The following is a 22,724-nucleotide window of genomic DNA, read 5'->3' as shown; positions in this document are numbered from 1 at the left end:
ACCGTATACTTTTGCAAGTACGTTAGTGATTGCTGCAGTTAGAGTTGTTTTACCGTGGTCAACGTGGCCGATTGTACCTACGTTTACGTGCGGTTTCGAACGTTCAAACTTTTCTTTTGCCATGACGGAACCTATAAAGTTATATAACTAAAATTACATGTAAAGTGTCTACAAAAAGCGCAGACGTATTCAAATAATTGAATAAGTTTATGACAAATTAAAGGAAGTGGAAAATATTTAAGAAAGGTTGTGACTCGGTACTGGTGCTGATAGGCAGATTTGAACTGCCGACCTCACCCTTACCAAGGGTGCGCTCTACCGACTGAGCTATATCAGCACACCAGAAACTGGAGCGGGCAGCGGGAATCGAACCCGCATCATCAGCTTGGAAGGCTGAGGTAATAGCCATTATACGATGCCCGCTTTCGGAACCTGTTCTTAACTACCTCTAACCGTCAAGAGTAAGTGGTGGAGGGGGACGGATTCGAACCATCGAAGGCAATGCCGTCAGATTTACAGTCTGATCCCTTTGGCCGCTCGGGAACCCCTCCACAAATTCTTTTAAAGCTAGACTTTCATATAGTGAAAGTAAAATGGTGCCGACTATCCGAGTCGAACGGATGACCTACTGATTACAAGTCAGTTGCTCTACCAGCTGAGCTAAGTCGGCACATATACTGCTTAAGTACGGGGCGAGATTCTAAGGCAAGGTTTTAGGATATGCAACCATTAATTTTAAAAAAAATGAAAGTATCTGTTCAAACGTCCAAGTTTTAGACAAATCGCTGCAGATTTATGCTGTTATCCTGTGTTTTTTAGTAAGCGACTAACCCTTGCAGCACTAAATCTTCGATAAATTCACTGTTTTCGAGATGCTGTGCAAGTAATTTTCCGTAACCACCGGTACATAAAACTTGGATATTTTCACCAAATAATGCCCTTGCCTGTTGGATTAAACCTAAATTGGCAGCTAAACAACCATAACTGAGAGCCTCTGGTGTATTGCTACCAAGGTTGTTTTCAAACATTACAGTCTCATTGGCAAACACTTTTTCTGCACGCACAACGATTGATTCCATCATCAAATCGATACCCGGTATGATCCAACCCCCTTTATGGGTTTTACCATCAATTAGTACGTCTACCGTCGTTGCTGTTCCTGCGTCAATAATAATAGATGATTGGTTTGGGTATAAATGAGCTGCTGCTAAAACCACTAACCAGCGGTCAATACCAAGGTTTTTAAATTCACTATAAGCACACGTAACACCATTTTGTTGTGCACTGACTTTTGCGAATTTAACTTCGATTCCTTTTTCATTTGCTTTACTCACTAAGCTATCCAGTAATGGATTTGCTCGCACACTGGCGACTAATACTTGCGCGATCCCTTGCCAATTTAACTGTTGTTGTTCAACAAAAGTAATCTTATCGTCATTATATAGTGCGAGTTTTAATGCAGTATTACCTACGTCAACTAATAACTTCATTATTGATTAACCTTACGTACTGAAATTTCGCCGCCATAATATGTTTTCTCAATACCATCTTGGCGTAATACTAACCCACCCTGTTTATCTATACCTACGCATATGCCTTGCCACGTTTTTTGCCCTGTATTTAAAGTGATAAGTTGTTCTGCAAATGCATTTACTTTATTCCACTCAGAATACATTTCACTTAACCCTGTAGCTTGATATTGCGCTAAACGCTGCTCTAAATAATAAGTGAGCGCTGCCGCCAGCTCATTTTTATTTACTTCAAGCCCTAAACGCTTTAAATCCACCCAAGCTTGGTCAATATGCTCACTGGCACTTTCTGGCATTGCGATATTTAATCCAATTCCTATCACTAAGTGACAAGGCCCTTCTGGTTGACCATCAAGCTCAACAAGAACACCCGCTAACTTTTGGTTATTCACCAGAATATCATTTGGCCATTTTAAACTGACTTCGACGTTATATAGCGCCTTAATACAATCAAACACAGCTAACCCAACAGCAACACTCACACCCATTGCCGCTTGCAAACCATCATCGAGCAACCAGTAGTAGCTGTAATAAAGGTTCGCGCCAAAAGGAGATTGCCAAACACGGCCTCGTCTACCGCGACCCGCATTTTGCATTTCAGCTACAACAACAGCACCCGAAGTAAGAACTTGCTTACTTGCAATGCGCTGCATAAGCTCAGTATTTGTTGAATCGATACTGGCAAAGGTTTCAAAATTACCAACTTGCCCAGATAATTTTTGATACTCAGCTTGCAGTTCGGGTTTAGATATCAAAGCAATCTCTTGTTTTAAGCAATAGCCTTTATTATTTACTTTATAAATATCTAACCCGAGTTCACATAGAGATTTAATATGCTTTGCAACTGCAGCCCGACTAATACCCAGTTGTTCACCCAAAAGCTGACCTGAAATAAACTCACCATTTTTCAACGCTTGAAGAATAGCTAATTTGGACCCAGTTATTTGTGACATGTTGGCGCCTCAACTTTGGTTTCACCACTTTTTGCAATTAGCCTTACTTCATGTTCAAGGGCAACACCAAATTTTGCCAACACTGCCTTTTGAATATGTGTAATCATTGCGAGTAAATCTTTGTTAACTGCACCATCGCTATTAATTAAAACCAGCGCCTGTTTTTCACTCACTTCTACACCGCCTATTTTATAGCCTTTCAGATTTGCTTGTTCAATCAACCAGCCAGCCGCTAATTTGATTTGTTTGTCTGAAACGAAATAGCTTGGCATTGACGGATATTTCTCTAACAGTGATTGAGCTAACCCATTTGACACAATTGGGTTCTTAAAAAAGCTACCGCTATTTGGTTGTAGTTTAGGGTCAGGTAATTTACTTGAACGAATAGCAATTACTTCATCCATTACTTGTTGTGCAGTGGGTGCTTGCAAAAACTGTAACGGCCCATAACTTAAATTAGCTTGCCACTCTTTTTGAAGTTCAAATTCGACCGATGTAATTATAAACTTGCCAAGCAGAGCATGTTTAAAAATAGAATCTCGATAAGCAAACTCACACTCTTCATTGGTTAAGACCTGATGCTCACCCGTGACAATATTAAAACCACTGACTTTAGTAATGACATCTTTTACTTCAACGCCATAAGCGCCAATATTCTGTACTGGCGCCGCGCCAACCGTACCAGGAATTAGTGCCAAGTTTTCAAGGCCATACATACCTTGCTTTACACAGAAACTTACAAAGCTATGCCAGTTTTCTCCCGCTGAAGCTTCAATAATATAACTAGCATCTGTTTCATTTACTGAAATACCTTTATTTGCTATTTGAATAATTTGCCCTTGGAAATCATCAACAAATACGGTGTTACTCCCTTCACCTAAAATAATAAAAGGGATGTGCCAATCAACCTGATTTAACTCGTTTAACTGTTCAATACGAATCAAACTAGTGGCAAATGCAGGTAATGCAAAGGTGTGATGCTGCAGTAAAGAAATCAAAATAGGTGCTCAAATTACCTAACTATAAAATTACGCACATATTAACGCATTCTTTTACTCAACGCATAGAAGTGCGTATTATTGACAATAATTGTATACAACCCGTTTTTAGGAATATTAGATGAAGTTATCTGCTATCGCAGCACTCGTAGCAATGAGTTTATCAACCAACTCTCACGCCGCTGTAGATGAACACACTTTCAGTAATTTAGATCAAGTGCTTTCAACACACATTCACCTAGATCTTGAGATTGATTTCGAACAAAAGCAACTTCAAGGTTTTGCTGAGCATACGCTAGACTGGCGCACTAACAATGCTAAAACGCTTATTTTAGACACCCGTGATCTTGTTATTGATAAAGTGCTTTACAAAGACAAAGATGGCAACTGGCGTAAAGCAAGTTGGCAACTTGCAAAAGATGATGGCGTTAGAGGAGCCAAACTTACCATCAACTTTGCTAACCAAGCAGAGAAAGTGCGCGTTTATTACAACAGCTTGCCACAAGCATCAGGTTTGCAATGGCTAACACCAGAACAAACAGCCACAAAAACCCAACCATTTATGTACAGCCAATCGCAAGCCATTCATGCGCGAAGCTGGATCCCAGTGCAAGACACGCCAGCAATGCGTGTAACTTACTCAGCACGTATTCAAACACCAAAAGATGTACGCGCAGTTATGAGTGCAGACAACACGGATGCATTTATTAAAGATGGTGATTACCAATTCACGATGCCACAAGCAATTCCACCATACCTGATTGCAATTGGCGCGGGTAATTTAGAATATAAAGAAATGTCGCATCAAACAGCGATTTTTGCAGAACCTACCATTCTGGATGCATCTGTAGCGGAATTCAATGACACCCAAACCATGATTGAAAAAACCAATGCAATTTATGGTGAGTATGCGTGGGGTCGTTACGACTTATTAATGTTGCCGCCTAGTTTCCCATTTGGTGGTATGGAAAACCCACGCCTTTCATTTATTACACCAACAGTTGTTGCCGGTGATAAAAGCCTCGTAAACCTTATTGCGCATGAACTTGCTCACTCATGGTCTGGCAATCTTGTAACTAACGCGACATGGGAAGACTTATGGTTAAACGAAGGTTTCACGTCATACGTTGAAAACCGTATTATGGAAGAAGTGTTTGGTCGTGATCGCGCAGTAATGGAACAAGCACTTGATACTGCTGCCTTACATGGACAAATGCCTAACCTTGAACAAGGCGATACACGCTTAAACCTAAAGTTAAATGGCCGCGATCCAGATGATGCATTTAGCAAGGTGCCTTACATTAAGGGCATGCTTTTCTTAATTTATCTTGAAGAGAAATTTGGCCGTGAACGTTTTGACGAGTTTGTGCGCTCATACTTTAAAGAATATTCGTTCAAATCACTAACCACAGCTGAATTTGAAACATATCTAGCAGACAATTTACTTAACAAGTACCCAGGTATTGTTTCAGTTGAGAAAGCTAAAGAATGGATCCATCAACCAGGCTTGCCTGAAGATGCCCCAAATCCAACCTCTAATGCCTTTACTAAAGTGGATGCTGCAGCAAAAGCATGGTTAACAACAGGTGAAATATCGGCTTTGCCAACTACCAATTGGACCGTTCATGAATGGTTGCACTTTATTAATAATCTACCGCGTGACTTAGCGCTTGATAAAATGTCACAACTAGATAAGGCATTTGATTTAACGCATTCGACCAATGATGAATTAAGCTTTGCATGGTTTATGTTGGCTGTAGGTAATGGTTATGAGCCTATTTACGGACCACTTGAAGATCACCTTGTAGGTATTGGTCGTCGCAAATTGATTGTACCACTCTACAAAGCACTGATTGCAAATGGTAAAAAAGAATGGGCTAATGAGGTGTATCAAAAAGCAAAACCTGGTTACCACCCACTTGCACAAGGTACTGTTGATAACTTATTTAAATAAGGTTTGTTAACGACTTTATAATAGGCAGTGTTAGCTGCCTTTTTTATTACTTAAAAATGCATTTTTTTCAGCTTCACTTGCCTGAGACCACCAAAATTCAAGCATATTGAGTGCACTAGGTTGTTGGCTAGCAGGTGCAGCTGGTGCAACAGCATTAATTTCTGATATTACTGGCGTGACTACTTCAGGTTGAGTATTACTTGTTGCTGCCACAGCAGCTGGCACTGGTGAAACATTTGTTGCTAGTACAACTTTTGTATTAACAGCATTCAAACGTTTTGGTTTTTCAGTACTTCCCAACTTTTCAAAATCAGCATAGGGTTGTTTGCTGTATTTCTTCGCAGCTGAAATATCATCAGCGCGTTGTATCGACAATTTATAATCACGGTTCGCATCATCAATGTCCACAATTAACCAAAACGGTTTTGATTCGACTGTTTCATGTTCATCATAATCAACTTCATAAATGTCTTTATATTTGAGTTTTATTTTATGAACACCTGCAGGTAAATTGATTTCGCTAACACTCGAGAAAAATGAATGTTCAACCTTCTGCTCATTCACTTGAAGTGGTATCAATTCTTCTACAAATTTAACAGTTGCTGCATAAGACAGCATTGGCAGTAGTAAAGTTATACCCAGTAGTTTTTTCATTGTTATTCCAAAAACCCTTGCAGATAAATTCCATCAATCTAAACTGGCATAATTAACACAAAATTACTACTAGGATGTTAGTATGAGCGAAGAAACGCTATTTACGAAAATCATTAATAGAGAAATCCCAGCTGATATTGTCTACGAAGATGATATTAGTCTTGCCTTTAAAGATATTAATCCTCAAGCGCCATTTCATGTGCTGATTATTCCAAAAAAGCCCATTGCCACTATCAACGATATAAACCTAGAAGACCGTGAAGTTGTTGGCCATTTATATTACGTAGCTAAACAACTTGCAACTGAACATGGCTTTGCCGACGATGGATATCGTGTGGTAATGAATTGTAATGAAAACGCGGGACAAACCGTATTCCATATTCATTTACATATGCTTGCTGGCAAAGTTCTCGGCTGGCCTCCTTACACAGACAAAGCCAAGACCTAGATAAAAGTATTACACATTGTAAAAAAACAATACAAAAGTTTAAATAATATGTTAAGCTTCAACAATCATTTTTGTTGAAGCTTTTTTTGTTGAGTTAGCAATGAACAACACGGCATTTATCATTTTAAACACAAATCCAACTAACAATTCTGGATTAGAAGTACTAAAACCATTATTAACCACACAAGGCCTTAATGTTCTTCACGGTTTTGATGGTAAAGAAGTGCCAAGCAATACCCGTTTATTATTTATTGAATCTAATGGTGATAATGTTTGGCAACGTTTGCAAACCCACATTTCTGAACTAAACACTGACTGTGACATCATCCTTTTCAATATTAGCGATAATACTGAGCTGGCGAACCGTGCGTTATTATCAGGCATTCGTGGTGTGTTTTATGAAACAGACAATGCTGACGTTTTAATGAAAGGTATTCGCTTACTGCTAGATAACCAGTTATGGTTCCGCCGTGATGTAATGTGTAGTGCATTAAACCGCTTGCTACAGTTTAATAAAGAAGCAATTAACCAAATTACTGATGCTGAATTAGAGCCAGTAAAACTCACTAAACGTGAGCGTGCAATCATCAGCCTAATGAGTAAAGGCGCAAAGAATAAAGAGATTGCTGATGAATTAAATATTAGCCCGCATACAGTTAAAACACATTTATACAGTGCGTTTAGAAAAACCAACTGTCGAAATCGCATTGAATTACTTTCTTGGGCGCAATACAACATGCCTAATGAATTAAGGTAACGTTTTAGTTTCCCCTTTTTAGCCGGGTTTTTACCCGGTTTTTTATTGCCTGAAATTTAGGGTTCAGGGTTCAGGGTTCAGGGTTCAGGGTTCAGGGTTCAGGGTTCAGGGTTCAGGGTTCAGGGTTCAGGGTTCAGGGTTCAGGGTTCAGGGTTCAGGGTTCAGGGTTCAGGGTTCAGGGTTCAGCAAATATTTTGTGTGGTGTTACCTGCATTCTCAACATTCAATTTTGTTTAACCTGAACTAGGGGTAAGAAGTTAACTAAAAATTTGTAATATATATTTTGTTTTTTTAAACCTTCTAGCTTGATAGTTTTTCTTAGAGCAAGGCAAATTTGTGCGTCAATAGCGAGCCTATTGCAAACAAATTTAACGCAGCTATAAGTAAAAGTAGCTGCTAGAAAGTAATTTGTTATCCCGAGATCAGGTTATTCAGGCAATAAAAAAGCCGAGCAATTGCTCGGCTTTTTAATTCTTTAAATCTTACTCTGCAGACTGCGCGTCTTCTTGAACTTCTTCAGTCGCTGGGCGATCTAGTAGTTCAATGTAAGCCATTGGCGCGTTGTCACCTGCACGGAAGCCACACTTAAGAATACGAGTGTAACCACCTGGACGATCCGCGAAACGAGGACCAATCTCAGTGAACAATTTACCAACTACTTCTTTATCACGCGTGCGAGCAAACGCTAAACGACGGTTTGCAACGCTATCAGTCTTAGCCAGTGTGATTAAAGGCTCAATTACACGACGTAACTCTTTCGCTTTAGGCAAAGTTGTTTTGATGATTTCGTGCTTCACCAAAGAACCAGCCATGTTGCTGAACATCGCTTTACGATGACTGCTGTTACGGTTTAATTGACGACCACTCTTACGATGGCGCATGACCCTATCCTTCTAACTAAACTTATCGTTGATTATTCAGCTAAGCTTGCTGGCGGCCAGTTTTCTAGGCGCATACCTAGAGATAGACCACGTGATGCAAGCACGTCTTTAATTTCTGTAAGTGACTTCTTACCAAGGTTTGGCGTTTTAAGAAGTTCAACTTCAGTACGCTGAACAAGATCACCGATATATTGAATTTGCTCGGCTTTCAGACAGTTCGCAGAACGTACAGTAAGCTCTAAATCATCAACTGGACGAAGTAGAATCGGATCAAACTCCGGCTTCTCTTCTTTCGCTTCTGGCTCAGCCACATCACGTAAATCTACGAATGCGTCTAATTGCTCAGCTAGAATTGTAGATGCACGACGGATTGCCTCTTCAGGATCAATCGTACCATTTGTTTCCATATCGATAATAAGCTTATCTAAATCTGTACGTTGCTCAACACGTGCTGATTCAACCGAGTACGCAATACGCTCAACCGGGCTAAATGATGCATCTAGCAACAAACGACCGATTGGGCGCTCATCGTCTTCAGAGGAAATACGGCTCGACGCTGGAACGTAGCCACGGCCACGTTGAACGCGAATACGCATGCTGATTTCACTGCTATCAGTTGTCAGGTGACAAATCACGTGATCTGGGTTAGCAATTTCAACACTATCATCGTGTTGAATATCAGCAGCGGTTACAGGGCCAACGCCTGATTTAGTCAGGGTTAGAAATACTTCATCTTTCTCGTGTAAAGAAACTGCTAAGCCTTTAAGGTTTAGTAGAATTTCGATGATGTCTTCTTGAACACCTTCCTTCGCACTGTATTCGTGTAGTACGCCGTCGATCTCTACTTCAGTCACTGCACAACCTGGCATTGAAGAAAGTAAAATACGACGAAGTGCATTACCTAAAGTGTGACCAAAGCCACGCTCTAGTGGTTCTAAAATTACTTTAGAACGCGATGGACTTACAGCGTCGATATCGACTAATTTTGGCTTTAGGAATTCGGTAACAGAACCCTGCATGTGTATCCTCTCTTATCTTTTAACTTTACTTCGAGTAAAGTTCGACGATTAGCTGTTCATTAATTTCTGCAGACAGATCAGAACGCTCAGGTAAACGCTTAAATGTACCTTCTAGCTTCTTAGTGTCTACTTCAACCCAAGTTGGCTTCTCGCGTTGCTCAGCTAGTTCTACAGCTGCAGTAATACGAGCTTGCTTCTTAGCCTTCTCACGAACTTCAACTACATCTTCAGCTGAAACTGTGAATGAAGGAATGTTTACAACTTTACCATTAACAACGATCGCTTTGTGGCTTACTAGCTGACGAGCTTCAGCACGTGTGCTAGCGAAACCCATGCGGTAAACTACGTTGTCTAAACGTTGTTCTAGAAGCTGAAGAAGGTTTTCACCTGTGTTGCCTTTAAGACGAGCAGCTTCTTTGTAGTAGTTACGGAATTGCTTTTCTAGTACACCGTAGATACGACGAACTTTTTGCTTTTCACGTAATTGTAAACCGTAGTCAGATAGGCGACCTTTACGAGCGCCGTGTTGACCTGGTGCTGTTTCAAGCTTACATTTAGAGTCGATTGCTCTAACGCCGCTCTTAAGGAACAGGTCAGTACCTTCACGACGACTTAGCTTGAGCTTAGGGCCCAAATATCTTGCCATGTTATTTCTCCTAACCTATTGTTATACGCGACGTTTCTTCGGTGGACGACAACCATTGTGTGGAATTGGCGTCACGTCAGTAATGTTTGTAATACGGTAACCTAGTGCGTTAAGTGCACGAACTGAAGATTCACGACCTGGACCTGGGCCCTTGATGAATACTTCTAGGTTCTTTAAACCATATTCCTGAGCAGCAGTACCTGCGCGCTCAGCAGCAACCTGTGCAGCGAATGGCGTAGATTTACGTGAACCACGGAAACCTGAACCACCTGCAGTTGCCCAAGATAACGCATTACCTTGACGGTCAGTAATAGTAACAATAGTGTTGTTGAAAGAAGCATGAACATGAGCCATACCATCAGCAACTTGCTTTTTAACCTTCTTACGACGGATTGGTGCTTTAGCCATAACTTACCCCACCTTATTTCTTGATAGGCTTGCGAGGACCCTTACGAGTACGCGCGTTAGTCTTAGTACGCTGGCCACGAAGTGGAAGCGAACGACGGTGACGTAGGCCACGGAAACAACCAAGGTCCATAAGACGCTTGATATTTAGAGTAACTTCACGACGAAGATCACCTTCAACAGTGTACTTACCAACTTCTTCACGTAATTGGTCAAGAACTTCATCATTTAGTTCACCGATTTTTGTGGTCTCGGCGATACCAGTCGCTGCTAAGATAGCCTTAGAGCGAGTCTTACCTACACCATAGATGCTTGTTAAAGCGATAACAGCATGCTTATGGTCAGGAACGTTAATGCCTGCGATACGGGCCACTAACATATCTCCTATAAATGAATCTGATAATCATCATGCTGGAAAGCCCGTATAGGATACCCAACCGATATCAGATTTCTACCAATGAAACAGGCCGAGCTTTCGCTCAGCCTGCATGACTTAATTAGCCTTGCCTTTGCTTATGCTTAGGATCGCTGCAAATTACACGTACAACACCTGCACGCTTAATAACTTTACAGCTACGGCAAATTTTCTTAACGGAAGCACGTACTTTCATAACTTAACTCCGTAGTCAACCCTTAGCGGCCGTAGCCTTTAAGGTTTGCTTTTTTCAGCACAGACTCATACTGATGAGACATCAGATGCGTTTGTACTTGTGCCATAAAGTCCATGATAACAACAACGATAATCAAAATTGATGTACCGCCGAAATAGAATGGCGTTTGCCATGCCATTGTCATGAACTCGGGCACTAGACAAATAAAGGTAATGTACAATGCGCCAGCTAAAGTTAGGCGTGTCATTACTTTATCAATGTATTTAGATGTCTGCTCACCTGGGCGAATGCCTGGGATAAATGCCCCTGATTTTTTCAGGTTGTCTGCTGTTTCACGCGGGTTAAATACCAACGCAGTGTAAAAGAAGCAGAAAAAGATGATCGCAGCTGCTAAAACCATCGCATACAGCGGCTGTCCAGGAGACAATGCTAATGAGATAGTCTGTAATGTATCAGCAACTGGGCCTTCACCTTGACCGAACCAGCTCGCAATTGTACCAGGGAACAGAATAATACTACTAGCAAAGATTGGTGGAATAACCCCTGCCATATTAACTTTAAGTGGTAAATGTGAACTTTGCGCTGCAAACACCTGACGGCCCTGCTGACGTTTAGCGTAGTTTACAACGATACGACGTTGTCCACGCTCAAAGAAAACTACCAAATAAGTTACAGCAAAAACGATTACCGCAATCAATAGTAATACTAGAGCATTCAAATCACCTTGGCGCGCCATTTCGGCAGTCGAACCAATAGCAGACGGCAAGTTAGCTACAATACCCACAAAAATCAGAACTGAAATACCGTTACCGATACCGCGCTCTGTAATTTGCTCACCCAACCACATTAGGAACATTGTACCTGTTACCAAGCTCACTACAGCAGTGAAATAGAATGCGAAGCCAGGGTTAACCACTAAGCCTTGCATCATATTTGGTAAACTAGTTGCAATACCAATTGATTGGAATGTAGCTAGCACAAGCGTTGCATAACGAGTGTGTTGGCTGATTTTCTTACGACCTTGCTCACCTTCTTTCTTCAATTCCATGTAAGTTGGATGCATATGTGTCATCAACTGCATGATAATCGAAGCGGTGATGTAAGGCATAATACCTAACGCCAACACTGATGCACGCTCAAGTGCACCACCACTGAACATGTTAAACATTTCAACAATGGTGCCCTTTTGTTGCTCGAAGAACTGGGCCAATACTGCGGCGTCAATACCAGGGATCGGCACGAACGAGCCTAAACGGTAAATAATGATAGCACCTAATACAAATAGTAATCGGCGCTTCAGCTCCGCTAAGCCGCTTTGTGCACTTTGCATATCTAGACCTGGTTTAGCCATAGTACTTCCTTATTATTCTTCTATCTTGCCTCCGGCAGCTTCAATCGCTTCACGAGCACCTTTAGTCACTTTAAGACCTTTAACGGTAACCGCGCGAGAAACTTCGCCAGATTTAACTACTTTAACGAACTGAATGTTCTTTTTAACAATACCAGCTGCTTGTAGTGTGCTTAGTTCTACCACATCGCCTTCAACTTTAGCGATTTCGAACAGATTTACTTCTGCAGATACTAATGATTTGCGTGAAGTGAAACCGAACTTAGGTAGACGACGTTGCATAGGCATTTGACCGCCTTCAAAACCAACGCGTACTTTACCGCCAGAACGTGACTTTTGACCTTTGTGACCACGACCACCAGTCTTACCTAGACCAGAACCGATACCACGACCAACACGTTTGCCAGCTTTTTTTGCACCTACTGCAGGAGAAAGTGTATTCAATTGCATCGAATTAACCCTCAACCTTAACCATGTAAGACACTTGGTTGATCATACCACGTACACAAGGAGTATCTTCTAACTCCACTGTGTGGTTGATACGACGTAAACCAAGACCACGTAAAGTTGCTTTATGCTTCGGTAAACGACCGATAGAGCTCTTTACTTGAGTTACTTTTACTGTATTTGCCATCGTGTCTTACCCCAGGATGTTATCAACGCTTAAACCACGCTTCGCAGCAACAGCTTCAGGTGACTTCATGTTGTCAAGAGCTTTAATAGTTGCGCGAACTACGTTGATTGGGTTTGTAGAACCATATGCTTTAGAAAGTACGTTATGTACACCTACTACTTCTAGTACTGCACGCATCGCACCACCGGCGATGATACCTGTACCTTCAGCAGCTGGCTGCATGTATACTTTAGAACCAGCGTGACGACCCTTGATAGGGTGCTGTAACGTGTTTCCGTTTAATTCTACGTTTACCATGTTACGACGTGCTTTTTCCATTGCCTTTTGAATAGCAGCAGGAACTTCACGTGCTTTACCGTAACCAAAACCTACTTTACCAGCGCCGTCACCAACTACAGTTAGTGCTGTGAAGCTAAAGATACGACCACCTTTAACTACTTTTGAAACGCGGTTTACTGCAACTAGCTTTTCAGCTAATTCAGGTTGCTTTACTTCTACGTTAGCCATTCTCTGCTCCTAGAATTGTAAACCGGCTTCACGCGCTGCATCAGCAAGCGCCTTAACACGGCCGTGATATTTAAAACCACTGCGATCAAAAGATAATTTAGCGATACCTTTCTCAACTGCACGCTCAGCAACTGCTTTACCAACTGCTTGCGCAGCTGCAACGTTGCTAGTGCCTTCGATTGAACCACTAATCGCTTTTTCTACAGTAGAAGCAGCAGCTACCACAGCACCATCAGCACTTACTACTTGCGCGTAAATGTGACGTGGAGTGCGGTGGATAACTAGACGTGTAACGCCTTGTTCAATAAAGTTTCTACGAGTGCGTTTTGCACGACGTAGACGAGCTGTTTTCTTATCCATCGTTCTACCTTACTTCTTCTTGGCTTCTTTACGACGCACGTGTTCATCAGCATAACGTACACCTTTACCTTTATACGGCTCTGGCTCACGGTATGCGCGAATGTTAGCAGCAACTTGGCCAACTAACTGCTTATCTGCGCCTTTAACCACAATTTCAGTTTGGCTAGGTGTTTCAACAGTGATACCTTCAGGAACTTCAAAGTTCACTGGGTGTGAGAAACCAAGAGTTAGGTCTAATACTTTACCCTTAGCTGCTGCACGGTAACCAACACCAACTAGCTGAAGTTTTTTCTCGTAACCTTCGCCTGCACCAACAACCATGTTGTTGATTAGCGCACGAGCAGTACCTGCTTGTGCCCAGCCGTCTACAAAACCTTCACGAGGAAGAGTTTTGATTACGTTTTCTTCAAGCGTTACTTCAACAGCATCGTTGATAGTGCGAGTTAACTCACCGCTCTTACCTTTAACTTTGATGTCCTGACCAGCTAGTGTAACTTCTACACCGGCAGGAACATTAATAGGTGCCTTTGCTACGCGAGACATAGTTCCCCTCCGATTAAGCTACAAAGCCGATGATTTCACCACCGATACCAGCACCACGTGCAGCACGGTCAGTCATCAAGCCTTTAGAAGTTGAAACGATAGCAATACCTAAACCGCCCATTACCTTTGGTAAATCGTCACGTTTCTTATAGATACGTAGACCAGGACGGCTAACGCGCTGTAGAGATTCGATTACAGCTTTGCCTTCGAAATATTTTAATTCTACAGAAAGCTCAGGTTTAACGTCGCCAGCTACTGCGTAGTCTGCGATGTAACCTTCTTCTTTAAGTAGTTTTGCAACAGCAACTTTTAGCTTTGAAGAAGGCATAGATACTGAAACCTTCTTAGCCTGTTGGCCGTTACGAACACGTGTAAACATATCCGCGATTGGATCTTGCAAGCTCATTGTCTTACTCCCGTGATTCTATTACCAAGAAGCCTTTTTAAGGCCAGGAACTTCACCGCGCATAGCAGCTTCGCGTAATTTGATACGGCTTAAGCCGAACTTACGAAGGTAACCATGTGGGCGGCCCGTGATGTTACAACGATTACGTTGACGTGCAGGGCTTGAATCACGCGGAAGGCTTTGAAGCTTTAATACCGCGTCCCAACGATCATCTTCAGACGCATTTACGTCAGAGATGATAGCTTTTAGTGCTGCGCGCTTTTCAGCGTACTGAGCAACTAGTTTAGTGCGCTTTGCTTCGCGCGCTTTCATTGAATTCTTTGCCATAACCCTACCCTTATTTCTTGAATGGGAAGTTAAACGCTGTTAACAACGCACGGCCTTCCTCATCTGTTTTCGCAGAAGTAGTGATTGTGATATCCATACCGCGAACGCGGTCTACTTTATCATAATCAATTTCTGGGAAGATGATTTGCTCACGTACGCCCATAGAATAGTTACCGCGACCGTCAAAAGACTTTGCGCTAACGCCGCGGAAGTCACGAATACGTGGCATCGCGATAGAGACTAAACGCTCTAGGAAATCCCACATACGCTCACCGCGTAGGGTTACTTTACAACCGATCGGATAGCCTTCACGAATCTTAAAGCCAGCAACTGATTTGCGTGCTTTAGTGATAAGTGGCTTCTGACCAGAGATAGCTTCTAGGTCGCTTACCGCGTTCTCTAGAATCTTTTTGTCCGCTAGGGCTTCGCCCACACCCATGTTAAGGGTGATTTTCTCAATTCGAGGGACTTGCATGACAGAGCTATAGTTGAACTCTTTAACTAGTTCAGCTACTACTTTGTCTTTATATACTTCATGCAGTTTCGCCATCGTATACTCCGACTATTAGATAGTTTTACCGGTAGATTTGAAGATACGTACTTTCTTACCATCTTCAATCTTGAAACCTACACGATCCGCTTTACCAGTTTCCTGGTTAAAGATCGCTACGTTTGATACGTCGATTGACGCTTCTTTCTCAACAATACCGCCTGGCTGGTTCAACTGAGGAACTGGCTTTTGGTGCTTTTTGATTAAGTTAACGCCTTCAACAAATACTCGACCAGATTCAGTTACAACTGAAAGCACTTTACCACGCTTACCTTTGTCTTTACCTGCAAGTACGATTACTTCGTCATCACGACGGATTTTTGCTGCCATGATCGACTCCTTATAGTACTTCTGGGGCTAGTGAAACGATCTTCATGAACTTTTCAGTACGAAGTTCACGAGTCACAGGACCAAAGATACGAGTACCAATTGGCTGTAGGTTATCATTTAAGATAACAGCCGCATTGCTATCGAAACGGATTAAAGAGCCGTCTGGACGACGAACGCCTTTTTTAGTACGCACAACTACTGCGTTTTTAACATCACCTTTCTTCACTTTACCGCGAGGAATAGCTTCTTTAACAGAAACTTTGATGATATCGCCAATCGCTGCGTAGCGACGGTGCGAACCGCCAAGGACTTTAATACACTGCACTTTGCGAGCGCCGCTGTTATCTGCAACGTCCAGCTGAGTTTGCATTTGGATCATTTTATATGCTCCGGTGTAGTTAAAATTTGCCGTAAATTCATACAAATTCACGACCTAAACGTTTATTTGTTCACCATTAAGCGTGTCATCGACAGCTCAAGGGCGGGCAATTGTACCAGCAAACATGGATAAGTGGTAGGTTATTTTTTAATTAATTTAGAGCTTAAACCAATGATAAAAAAAGCCTTGCAATAACAAGGAGTTCAAAAAACGTACAACGCTATTTCTGTTTACTGGAATACGAAATGGGGTTCAGAATTTCAAATATCAAGAGTGAAGGCTTTGCAAACTAAAATTATTTGCAAAGCCTTTAGAAAGCGGATTAATTAAAGAGGTTTTTCAATTTATCTTTAATTTTATCCTTTGCTTTATCTTTTGCCGCATCTCCTATGTCAGGTTTAACCTGCACATCGTGCAATGGGCCTTTTAAGCGAATTGGAATTTTAAAGCCGGTGCTTTTATCTTGTGTACCTTGACCTTCTATTGAATCAACAATACCTGTCACTAAGCGATAATTGATTTTAGCTGCTGGTAAATCAATATCACCATTACCGCTAACGCGAATAAGTGGACTTTTAAGCGATAAGTCATTTTGTTTACTTACACCATCAACAAATTGGAAGTTACCTGTAAGTGCAGAGAAGTCGGTTTTTTCTGCATTATCAAACCCCTTTTCTAGCCCTTTCGCATCAAGACCACCACCATTGATGAGTTGTTCAGCACTGCGTACCATTGCTGCAATATTAGCACCTTTAACTGCACCATCCTTAAAACCGAAACCGATACTGCCATGCAGAGCATTTACAAACTCTTTTTGAGATTGGCCTTGGGTATTGAGTGCGATAGTAAGCTCCCCTTTACCCATCAACTTGTCAAAGCCAACAGCATCGGTAAGTAAAGGCTCTGCCTGAATACCTTCAAACGAGAAAGAGGTATTCATTTTATAAGGCGCACGTTTAGCAACCAAAACCACCTGCCCTGTTCCATTACCTTCATAAGCTTTAAATTTATTTAGCCCAAGCTGTGCTGTGCCATTTTTCAATTTTAAAGCCAACTCAGTTTGACCAAGTTTAATTTCTTTAAACTGAAAGCCTGTGGCAACAATACCAATGTCAGCATTAACACTGTTAAGTGCAGATAAATCAATGGCAGTTTCATCCCATACGATAGGTTGTGGTTTAGACTCTGCGGTTTCTGTTCCCGTGTCTTTCGGCACATCAATTGATTCAGGTAAGTAAGGGTTTACATTCAGCATCCCTAAATCAAGTTTGGCTGTAATATTTGGAATATCCGTTAATGTAATATTGGCATTACCTTTTATTGCCAACTCGTCAAGTGTCGCTGTGAGTTCTTTTAAGTTAAATTGCTGACCTGCGAAATGCATTTTGGCCGACACTGCAAATTGATTAAAGGCGTTTTCTTTTGCATCTAATGACTGGTTTTGCCATTTAAGTAGGTCTTTCACTGAATCACCAGAGAGCTCAAGCTGACCACTAAAATCAGTCATTTTTTTTGTAACCAAACCATCAAAATTTAACTTTGCCAAACGTGAATCTAACGCGGTTTTTAATGTAAAATCTTGCCCTAATAGGAGCTTTTCTGGAGTGGCAAGCATCACATCTAATTCAAATTTTTCCGCTAAATAAGTAACTGCACCTTTTAATTCCAGATCTTTTTTAAGCGAAGGTAATTGAATCGCTAGGTCTAAATCCGTTACTTTTTGAGATGTGTTGTTTTGATGATCGATGTAGGTAAAGCTACCACCATACACAGCGACTTCACCTAACTGAATATCAAGCCCTTCAGGTAATCCTTGCGAGCCACCTTGCTTGGAAGGCGTTGCAGATTCGTCCTGAACACCTGTTGCCTTAACCAGCTGCCAATTCACATCACCATTTGGCATTTTTTCAAGAAGGATATTGGGGTTTTTAATAACAAACTTTTCAAGCTTTATATCGCCAGATAAAACCGAAAGATAAGGAATGTGTATTGCGAGTTGCTCCATCGCTGCCATATTTGGCTGTGAGCCCTGCTTAAAGTTTGAAAACGCTACATCATTAAGCTCAAGTGTTAATTTTGGAAATACAGAAAGGCTTTTCTCACCTTTAATTTCAAGGGTGCGCCCTGTTGTTTGTTCAACAGATTGTGTTACTTGTTTAAAAATATAATCGACTGGAATAATAAATGGCAGTGCCACTATTAATGCAACAATACCCAGTAATAGAAATCCGATAACTTTTGCGAACGTTTTCATTGTTTGTCCCTTATTTCACATCTATCGCTACTATAGCTAAGGCCCATTGAAGTTAAAACCTAGCTTGCTAAAAATAATAAGGTTTCTTCAACTAGCACGTTTAACCCTTGAACCATTCTTGGCTCCCACGGCAAGGCAAAGGTGATCCGGAAATAGTTTTCAAAGTCATTATTTGCTAAAAACATCTTTCCCGGTGCAATCGCAACATTGCGTTTGATTAAGCGCTGAAATAGAAGTTCAGAACTTTTTCCTTTAGGCAATTTCAACCAAATACATGGACCACCTTTAACAACCGCTACATTTAAATAGGGATAAAGTGGTTTTAACACCGCATTTGTTAAACAGTACTGCTGCCACATTTGTTTGCGCAACCTTGCCAAAAGTTTACGATATTCCAATGACGTTATCATTTCACACAACATCATTTGGCTAATCATGTCGGGTTTCTCAACTGTAATATGTTTGGCAAACGCACACATATCGACACATTGATGACATACCATGTAACCGAGTGAAAAACTAAAGCTTACGGTATCGGAAAAATCACCAATACTAATTACGGGTGTTTTATGGTGACTTTTTAACAGGTGCAAAATCGATTTTGGACGCTGCCCAGAAAAATAAAGCTCGCCCCTATCGTATTCGATTAAAATCACATTGCGCGATTGCGCCCAAGCTATTAATGCTTGTTTATTTTCATCACTTAGTAATCGACCTGTTGGGTCATTAAAGTTCGGATTAAAAATATACGCATTAAATGGCTCAGAGAGAAATGCTTCATCTAATAAAGCTATCTCTTTTGAATAGTCGACTTGCATTGGCACTGCCACTGTTTCGATTTGCAACTGTTGCAAATTAGCATTAATAAAAAATGAGCTAGGCGCTTCAACTGCAACTTTTTTATGTAGTAAGCCTAGAGAAACCAGAGCTAAATTTAACGCATCGCTGCGACCATGCGTAATTAAGATATTCTCGCCACAGAGTAGTTCGGTATTAAACTCCAAATGCTTAGCCAAAGCATAACGCAGATCTGGTAACCCCAACTCAAAATTGTCCTGCTGCAACCGAAAAGGTCTTTTTGAAGATGCTTTTCGATAAAACTTATTAATAATCGCTTCATTATCCAGCACCGTTGAGGGGCCTGTACACGACAACGGCAAAATAGATTCATCATTAAATGAATATTGAACCGACTCAGCAAGCGATAGTGCATTTAAGTCACGTTTGTTAATCACCTTGTCACCAAAACCAAACAGTAAATCACTATTTTGTTTTGTAACGAAATACCCCGATTTTGCTTTCGCTGTTACTAATCCAGCCAATTCTAATTCAGTTAACACCTTGGTCGCTGTGCTAATCGACACATTATGCTTTTTGCTCAAAGCTCTTACGGATGGCAGCTTGTCCCCACTAACGAACTCACCCGAAGAAATCAGCTGATGATAATAATCGGTCAGTTGGCGATATTTAAAATGTAGCATCTGTACCCTAATAAAATTCAGAAACTGTATCTGTTATGCATTTGTGGCAAAAACTAAGATTTAAAGCAATACAGTATAGGAATAAAAATGAACATATTAATCGAAACACCACGACTACTAATGCGGCAATTCACAATCGAAGATGCTGAACAAGTATTCAAATTTAGCAGTAATGAAGAAGTCACTCTTTATACTGGAGACGCAGGTTGGGTAAACACCCTAAGCGATGCCGAAAATATTATTCGCAATATTTGGCTAAAAGAATATAGCCAGGTTGGTTATGCACGCTTTGCCTTGATCCTAAAAGAAAACAACCAAGTTATTGGATTTTGTGGCTTAAAATACGAACCCGAGTTAAATGCACCTGATATCGGCTACCGCATGTTGCCAGAATATTGGGGCAAAGGCTTGGGCATGGAAGCAAGTCACGCAGCACTTGAGTATGCATTTAACCAACTTGGCCTTTCTTATATTGTTGGCGAAGTAGATGTTGCTAATACCGCTTCACATAAAATACTTACAAACCTTGGTCTTGTAGAGCAGAAACGCTATGAAAAATGGGGTCATCACCTTATTCATCTAAGTATTGATAACTTCCCTGAAATCAAAACTGACAAGATCACCTTAGTTCAACAAACACAAGCGCAAGCCGAGGCTGTTTACCAGTTATTTTCAAATCCAAAAGTGTGTGAGTTTTACGATTTACCCGTTATGAGCGACTTAGCAGAAGCCAAAACACTTATTGAACAAGATGAACTAATACGTAGACAAGGTAACGGGCATCGCTGGCTAATAAAATGCAACACGCGCCAGCAATTTGTTGGTAGCTGCGGTTACAAATATGATTTTTGCACACGCACAGCGAAAATTAGCGTCGAAATCCACCCCGATTTCTGGCAACAAGGTTTCGCATCGTGTGCCATAACCACCATGACAAAATGGATGTTTTCCCATGTTGCCTCATTAAATCGAATTGAAGCTGAGGTATTACCAGAAAACACAGCGTCAACTAAACTATTTAATAAACTTGGCTTTCATTTAGATGGTGTGATGCGTGAAAAAGGCGTTTGGAAAAATAAAACTCATAACCTTCAAGTTTTTAGTAAACTCATTAATAGATTTACTAGCTAAAGTAACTTGATAATATTAAACTTTTAGCGCCTCCAAGAACACCTCTGGAGGCACTATTATAAATTAACCGCAGACGGCACCTTTAAATTTTTCTTCATGCGGCGTAAGGTATTGTGTTTCAACTTCAAGAATTTGATATTCAGGACTGAAAGGCGACATGTCGTTGTAAAGTATCTCAACACTATTACTCAGTACTTTCTTAAATATGTGTTGTGTACTATTTTTAAACCCTGCACCCGCAGCTCCATTCGAACCAAACTGCAACATGTAACCTGAGTTAGTAGTTCTTTGAGCAGCATGAATTGTTCCAAGATTATGACCGTTTCTATATCCCCAAGTATAAGCTAGTATTTGAACTTTATGTTGTTTTATCAGCCCATAGCTAGGAACAGGATAGCCTGTTGAATCAAAACCTAAAATTGGCACACCATCAAGCTCATGGTTATGACTTAAGTCGACTTCACTACACAAACCTATTGAAGTATCTCTAAAAATCGGAGAGTTTGGTTCGACCACTTTCATTGGTTTTTTAATATTTTTGTTCCACTCATCAGCATCATTATAACCGCCATATACAAAACTTCCGCCAAGGATCGTATAAGCTGGCTTACCAACGTACTGTAAGTTAATTGTTTCCTTACCTGGTTCTTCAAATTCAGTTTTGGCTTTATATGTAATAAGACTACCTAATTCACTATAACGGGAATGCCACCAAAGTATATTCCCGCCAGCAACAATTGCATGCCTTCCACTGTCTAAATATGCTTCTAGATTATTAACGGCATTCAAGGTCCAATATTCATTGTGACCTGGAACAATTAAGACTTTGCTAGAATCAATGAAATGTGATGTCTCGAGCTCCTTATCAGTTATGTAGCCTATACTTTTGTATTTTTTTTCTAAGTCATCCCGAGACCATACTAAGAAATCTTCCATAAGCATAAGAACATCCTTAATCCAACTATCTGAATTACGAATTGGTCTGGAAAAGCTTAGTTCAGGTTCTCTTTTATGGATTAATCCAGCGTTATCTTTACAATTATATGAACTTCTTCCCCCTGCACAAGAATAAGCATTCATTGTATTGGTCGGAATGACTATAGTAATTTCCGCTGATTGTTCAGGAAGTACAGTGAACATAAAATCTCGATTTCCATTTAAGAAATATACACCAGACTTCATATTTGAGGGCACTTGATAAGTTACAGAAACTTCGTATCCAAACCCATTTTTCCATGGTTCTGAATTATGAATCGTTTGCGGAGACACAATAGCATCAAATCGATCTATCTCTTTATCCATTATATCTAATATTGTGATATAACCCTCTTTCATTTCATTGCTGTTCAAATGCCAAGATATTTTCTGACCAGGCAGAACACTGTAACCATACCCGCCATTCACAGATGGATATCCATCAATTAAATAACCTTTTAGGGATATATCTTCAGAGGTTTCAGTTGAGATTTGTTTACTATCTTTATCACCACATGCGGTAAGTAAAACAATCGAAAGTATAAATAATAGAGCTTTCATAATAGTCCGTTATATTAAAAAAGCCCAGATTCTACAGAATCACAAAAACACACGCAAGCAATTGATAATTGAACACTTTTTAG

Annotated in this window: 29 protein-coding genes and 4 tRNA genes; 4 read left to right on the top strand and 29 right to left on the bottom strand. The window is 40.8% G+C overall.

Features of this window, described 5'->3' with window-relative positions; translation table 11 throughout:
- From AAEU29_RS20325 to murB, 8 genes are all read right to left on the bottom strand, one after another.
- Nucleotides 1-123 (bottom strand): GTP-binding protein (locus tag AAEU29_RS20325; RefSeq protein ID WP_249297365.1); only part of this gene is annotated, 123 nt, incomplete at its 3' end.
- Nucleotides 124-261: 138 nt separating this feature from the next.
- A tRNA-Thr gene (locus tag AAEU29_RS20320) sits at nt 262-337 on the bottom strand.
- Between the two features lie 11 nt (nt 338-348).
- Nucleotides 349-423 (bottom strand) — tRNA-Gly (locus tag AAEU29_RS20315).
- 43 nt (nt 424-466) lie between these two features.
- A tRNA-Tyr gene (locus AAEU29_RS20310) sits at nt 467-551 on the bottom strand.
- A 43-nt stretch (nt 552-594) separates the two neighbouring features.
- Nucleotides 595-670, bottom strand: a tRNA-Thr gene (locus AAEU29_RS20305).
- Between the two features lie 145 nt (nt 671-815).
- Nucleotides 816-1,490: a type III pantothenate kinase gene (locus tag AAEU29_RS20300; RefSeq protein WP_421975002.1), complete on the bottom strand. Its 675-nt coding sequence runs from the start codon at nt 1,488-1,490 to the stop codon at nt 816-818.
- On the bottom strand, nt 1,490-2,482 hold the full coding sequence (gene birA, locus AAEU29_RS20295; protein ID WP_421975001.1) for a bifunctional biotin--[acetyl-CoA-carboxylase] ligase/biotin operon repressor BirA: 993 nt from the start codon (nt 2,480-2,482) through the stop codon (nt 1,490-1,492). The genes AAEU29_RS20300 and birA overlap by 1 nt, the downstream gene beginning before the upstream one ends.
- Nucleotides 2,470-3,480, bottom strand: a complete 1,011-nt coding sequence (gene murB / locus AAEU29_RS20290) for a UDP-N-acetylmuramate dehydrogenase (RefSeq protein WP_421975000.1) — start codon at nt 3,478-3,480, stop codon at nt 2,470-2,472. The genes birA and murB overlap by 13 nt, the downstream gene beginning before the upstream one ends.
- A gap of 121 nt (nt 3,481-3,601) precedes the next feature.
- Between murB and AAEU29_RS20285 the strand changes: the two genes are divergently transcribed.
- Entirely contained in the window at nt 3,602-5,434 is a 1,833-nt protein-coding gene (locus AAEU29_RS20285; protein ID WP_421974999.1) for a M1 family metallopeptidase, read from the top strand.
- Between the two features lie 30 nt (nt 5,435-5,464).
- Here AAEU29_RS20285 and AAEU29_RS20280 read toward each other — a convergent pair whose 3' ends face one another.
- Nucleotides 5,465-6,088, bottom strand: a complete 624-nt coding sequence (locus tag AAEU29_RS20280) for a DUF2057 family protein (protein WP_421974998.1) — start codon at nt 6,086-6,088, stop codon at nt 5,465-5,467.
- A gap of 82 nt (nt 6,089-6,170) precedes the next feature.
- Here AAEU29_RS20280 and AAEU29_RS20275 point away from each other — a divergent pair, with 82 nt between their 5' ends.
- Both AAEU29_RS20275 and AAEU29_RS20270 read left to right on the top strand, forming a co-directional pair.
- Complete coding sequence (locus AAEU29_RS20275) at nt 6,171-6,536, top strand: histidine triad nucleotide-binding protein (protein ID WP_421974997.1); 366 nt, start codon at nt 6,171-6,173, stop codon at nt 6,534-6,536.
- 100 nt (nt 6,537-6,636) lie between these two features.
- Nucleotides 6,637-7,293, top strand: a complete 657-nt coding sequence (locus AAEU29_RS20270) for a helix-turn-helix transcriptional regulator (RefSeq protein WP_421974996.1) — start codon at nt 6,637-6,639, stop codon at nt 7,291-7,293.
- 482 nt (nt 7,294-7,775) lie between these two features.
- Here AAEU29_RS20270 and rplQ read toward each other — a convergent pair whose 3' ends face one another.
- The 19 genes from rplQ to AAEU29_RS20175 all read right to left on the bottom strand — a co-directional run bounded on the left by rplQ (nt 7,776) and on the right by AAEU29_RS20175 (nt 19,974).
- Nucleotides 7,776-8,174 carry a 50S ribosomal protein L17 gene (rplQ, locus tag AAEU29_RS20265; protein ID WP_010378290.1) on the bottom strand — a complete coding sequence of 133 codons (399 nt, stop codon included), beginning with the start codon at nt 8,172-8,174 and terminating at the stop codon, nt 7,776-7,778.
- A gap of 32 nt (nt 8,175-8,206) precedes the next feature.
- Nucleotides 8,207-9,193, bottom strand: coding sequence for a DNA-directed RNA polymerase subunit alpha (locus AAEU29_RS20260; protein ID WP_421974995.1), 987 nt, complete (start codon nt 9,191-9,193; stop codon nt 8,207-8,209).
- Between the two features lie 25 nt (nt 9,194-9,218).
- Entirely contained in the window at nt 9,219-9,839 is a 621-nt protein-coding gene (gene rpsD / locus AAEU29_RS20255; protein ID WP_421974994.1) for a 30S ribosomal protein S4, read from the bottom strand.
- 21 nt (nt 9,840-9,860) lie between these two features.
- On the bottom strand, nt 9,861-10,247 hold the full coding sequence (gene rpsK, locus AAEU29_RS20250) for a 30S ribosomal protein S11 (protein WP_010562279.1): 387 nt from the start codon (nt 10,245-10,247) through the stop codon (nt 9,861-9,863).
- A gap of 13 nt (nt 10,248-10,260) precedes the next feature.
- Nucleotides 10,261-10,617, bottom strand: coding sequence for a 30S ribosomal protein S13 (gene rpsM, locus AAEU29_RS20245; protein WP_054981001.1), 357 nt, complete (start codon nt 10,615-10,617; stop codon nt 10,261-10,263).
- 124 nt (nt 10,618-10,741) lie between these two features.
- Nucleotides 10,742-10,855 (bottom strand): 50S ribosomal protein L36, encoded by a 114-nt coding sequence (gene rpmJ / locus AAEU29_RS20240; protein WP_010562277.1) that lies wholly within the window; start codon nt 10,853-10,855, stop codon nt 10,742-10,744.
- 22 nt (nt 10,856-10,877) lie between these two features.
- Nucleotides 10,878-12,206 carry a preprotein translocase subunit SecY gene (gene secY, locus AAEU29_RS20235; RefSeq protein ID WP_421974993.1) on the bottom strand — a complete coding sequence of 443 codons (1,329 nt, stop codon included), beginning with the start codon at nt 12,204-12,206 and terminating at the stop codon, nt 10,878-10,880.
- A 12-nt stretch (nt 12,207-12,218) separates the two neighbouring features.
- Nucleotides 12,219-12,653 carry a 50S ribosomal protein L15 gene (rplO, locus tag AAEU29_RS20230; protein WP_274761968.1) on the bottom strand — a complete coding sequence of 145 codons (435 nt, stop codon included), beginning with the start codon at nt 12,651-12,653 and terminating at the stop codon, nt 12,219-12,221.
- 4 nt (nt 12,654-12,657) lie between these two features.
- Nucleotides 12,658-12,837 (bottom strand): 50S ribosomal protein L30, encoded by a 180-nt coding sequence (rpmD, locus tag AAEU29_RS20225; protein ID WP_010562274.1) that lies wholly within the window; start codon nt 12,835-12,837, stop codon nt 12,658-12,660.
- A 6-nt stretch (nt 12,838-12,843) separates the two neighbouring features.
- The gene (gene rpsE, locus AAEU29_RS20220) at nt 12,844-13,344 is read right to left on the bottom strand and encodes a 30S ribosomal protein S5 (protein ID WP_038638924.1); all 501 of its coding nucleotides are present in this window, start codon (nt 13,342-13,344) and stop codon (nt 12,844-12,846) included.
- Nucleotides 13,345-13,353: 9 nt separating this feature from the next.
- On the bottom strand, nt 13,354-13,704 hold the full coding sequence (gene rplR / locus AAEU29_RS20215) for a 50S ribosomal protein L18 (RefSeq protein WP_421974992.1): 351 nt from the start codon (nt 13,702-13,704) through the stop codon (nt 13,354-13,356).
- Between the two features lie 9 nt (nt 13,705-13,713).
- Nucleotides 13,714-14,247, bottom strand: a complete 534-nt coding sequence (gene rplF / locus AAEU29_RS20210) for a 50S ribosomal protein L6 (protein ID WP_100912393.1) — start codon at nt 14,245-14,247, stop codon at nt 13,714-13,716.
- 13 nt (nt 14,248-14,260) lie between these two features.
- On the bottom strand, nt 14,261-14,653 hold the full coding sequence (gene rpsH, locus AAEU29_RS20205) for a 30S ribosomal protein S8 (protein WP_274761965.1): 393 nt from the start codon (nt 14,651-14,653) through the stop codon (nt 14,261-14,263).
- Between the two features lie 21 nt (nt 14,654-14,674).
- On the bottom strand, nt 14,675-14,980 hold the full coding sequence (rpsN, locus tag AAEU29_RS20200) for a 30S ribosomal protein S14 (protein ID WP_010562269.1): 306 nt from the start codon (nt 14,978-14,980) through the stop codon (nt 14,675-14,677).
- Between the two features lie 10 nt (nt 14,981-14,990).
- Complete coding sequence (gene rplE, locus AAEU29_RS20195) at nt 14,991-15,530, bottom strand: 50S ribosomal protein L5 (RefSeq protein WP_421974991.1); 540 nt, start codon at nt 15,528-15,530, stop codon at nt 14,991-14,993.
- 15 nt (nt 15,531-15,545) lie between these two features.
- The gene (rplX, locus tag AAEU29_RS20190) at nt 15,546-15,860 is read right to left on the bottom strand and encodes a 50S ribosomal protein L24 (protein ID WP_421974990.1); all 315 of its coding nucleotides are present in this window, start codon (nt 15,858-15,860) and stop codon (nt 15,546-15,548) included.
- A 10-nt stretch (nt 15,861-15,870) separates the two neighbouring features.
- A complete protein-coding gene (gene rplN, locus AAEU29_RS20185) occupies nt 15,871-16,239 on the bottom strand; it encodes a 50S ribosomal protein L14 (protein ID WP_421974989.1) in 369 nt (122 codons plus the stop codon).
- Between the two features lie 322 nt (nt 16,240-16,561).
- Complete coding sequence (locus AAEU29_RS20180) at nt 16,562-18,493, bottom strand: AsmA family protein (RefSeq protein WP_421974988.1); 1,932 nt, start codon at nt 18,491-18,493, stop codon at nt 16,562-16,564.
- Nucleotides 18,494-18,552: 59 nt separating this feature from the next.
- On the bottom strand, nt 18,553-19,974 hold the full coding sequence (locus AAEU29_RS20175) for an aminotransferase-like domain-containing protein (RefSeq protein ID WP_421974987.1): 1,422 nt from the start codon (nt 19,972-19,974) through the stop codon (nt 18,553-18,555).
- A gap of 87 nt (nt 19,975-20,061) precedes the next feature.
- On the opposite strand from AAEU29_RS20175, the gene AAEU29_RS20170 reads away from it, so the two are divergent.
- Entirely contained in the window at nt 20,062-21,105 is a 1,044-nt protein-coding gene (locus AAEU29_RS20170; protein WP_421974986.1) for a GNAT family N-acetyltransferase, read from the top strand.
- A gap of 63 nt (nt 21,106-21,168) precedes the next feature.
- Here the strand turns inward: AAEU29_RS20170 and AAEU29_RS20165 are convergent, their stop codons facing one another.
- Entirely contained in the window at nt 21,169-22,641 is a 1,473-nt protein-coding gene (locus AAEU29_RS20165; RefSeq protein WP_421974985.1) for a N,N-dimethylformamidase beta subunit family domain-containing protein, read from the bottom strand.
- Between the last annotated feature and the right edge of the window lie 83 nt (nt 22,642-22,724).

Origin of the sequence: Pseudoalteromonas aquimarina, from assembly GCF_049257255.1 — a bacterium.
Lineage (GTDB): Bacteria > Pseudomonadota > Gammaproteobacteria > Enterobacterales > Alteromonadaceae > Pseudoalteromonas.
This window is presented reverse-complemented; position numbering and strand designations above follow the sequence as displayed.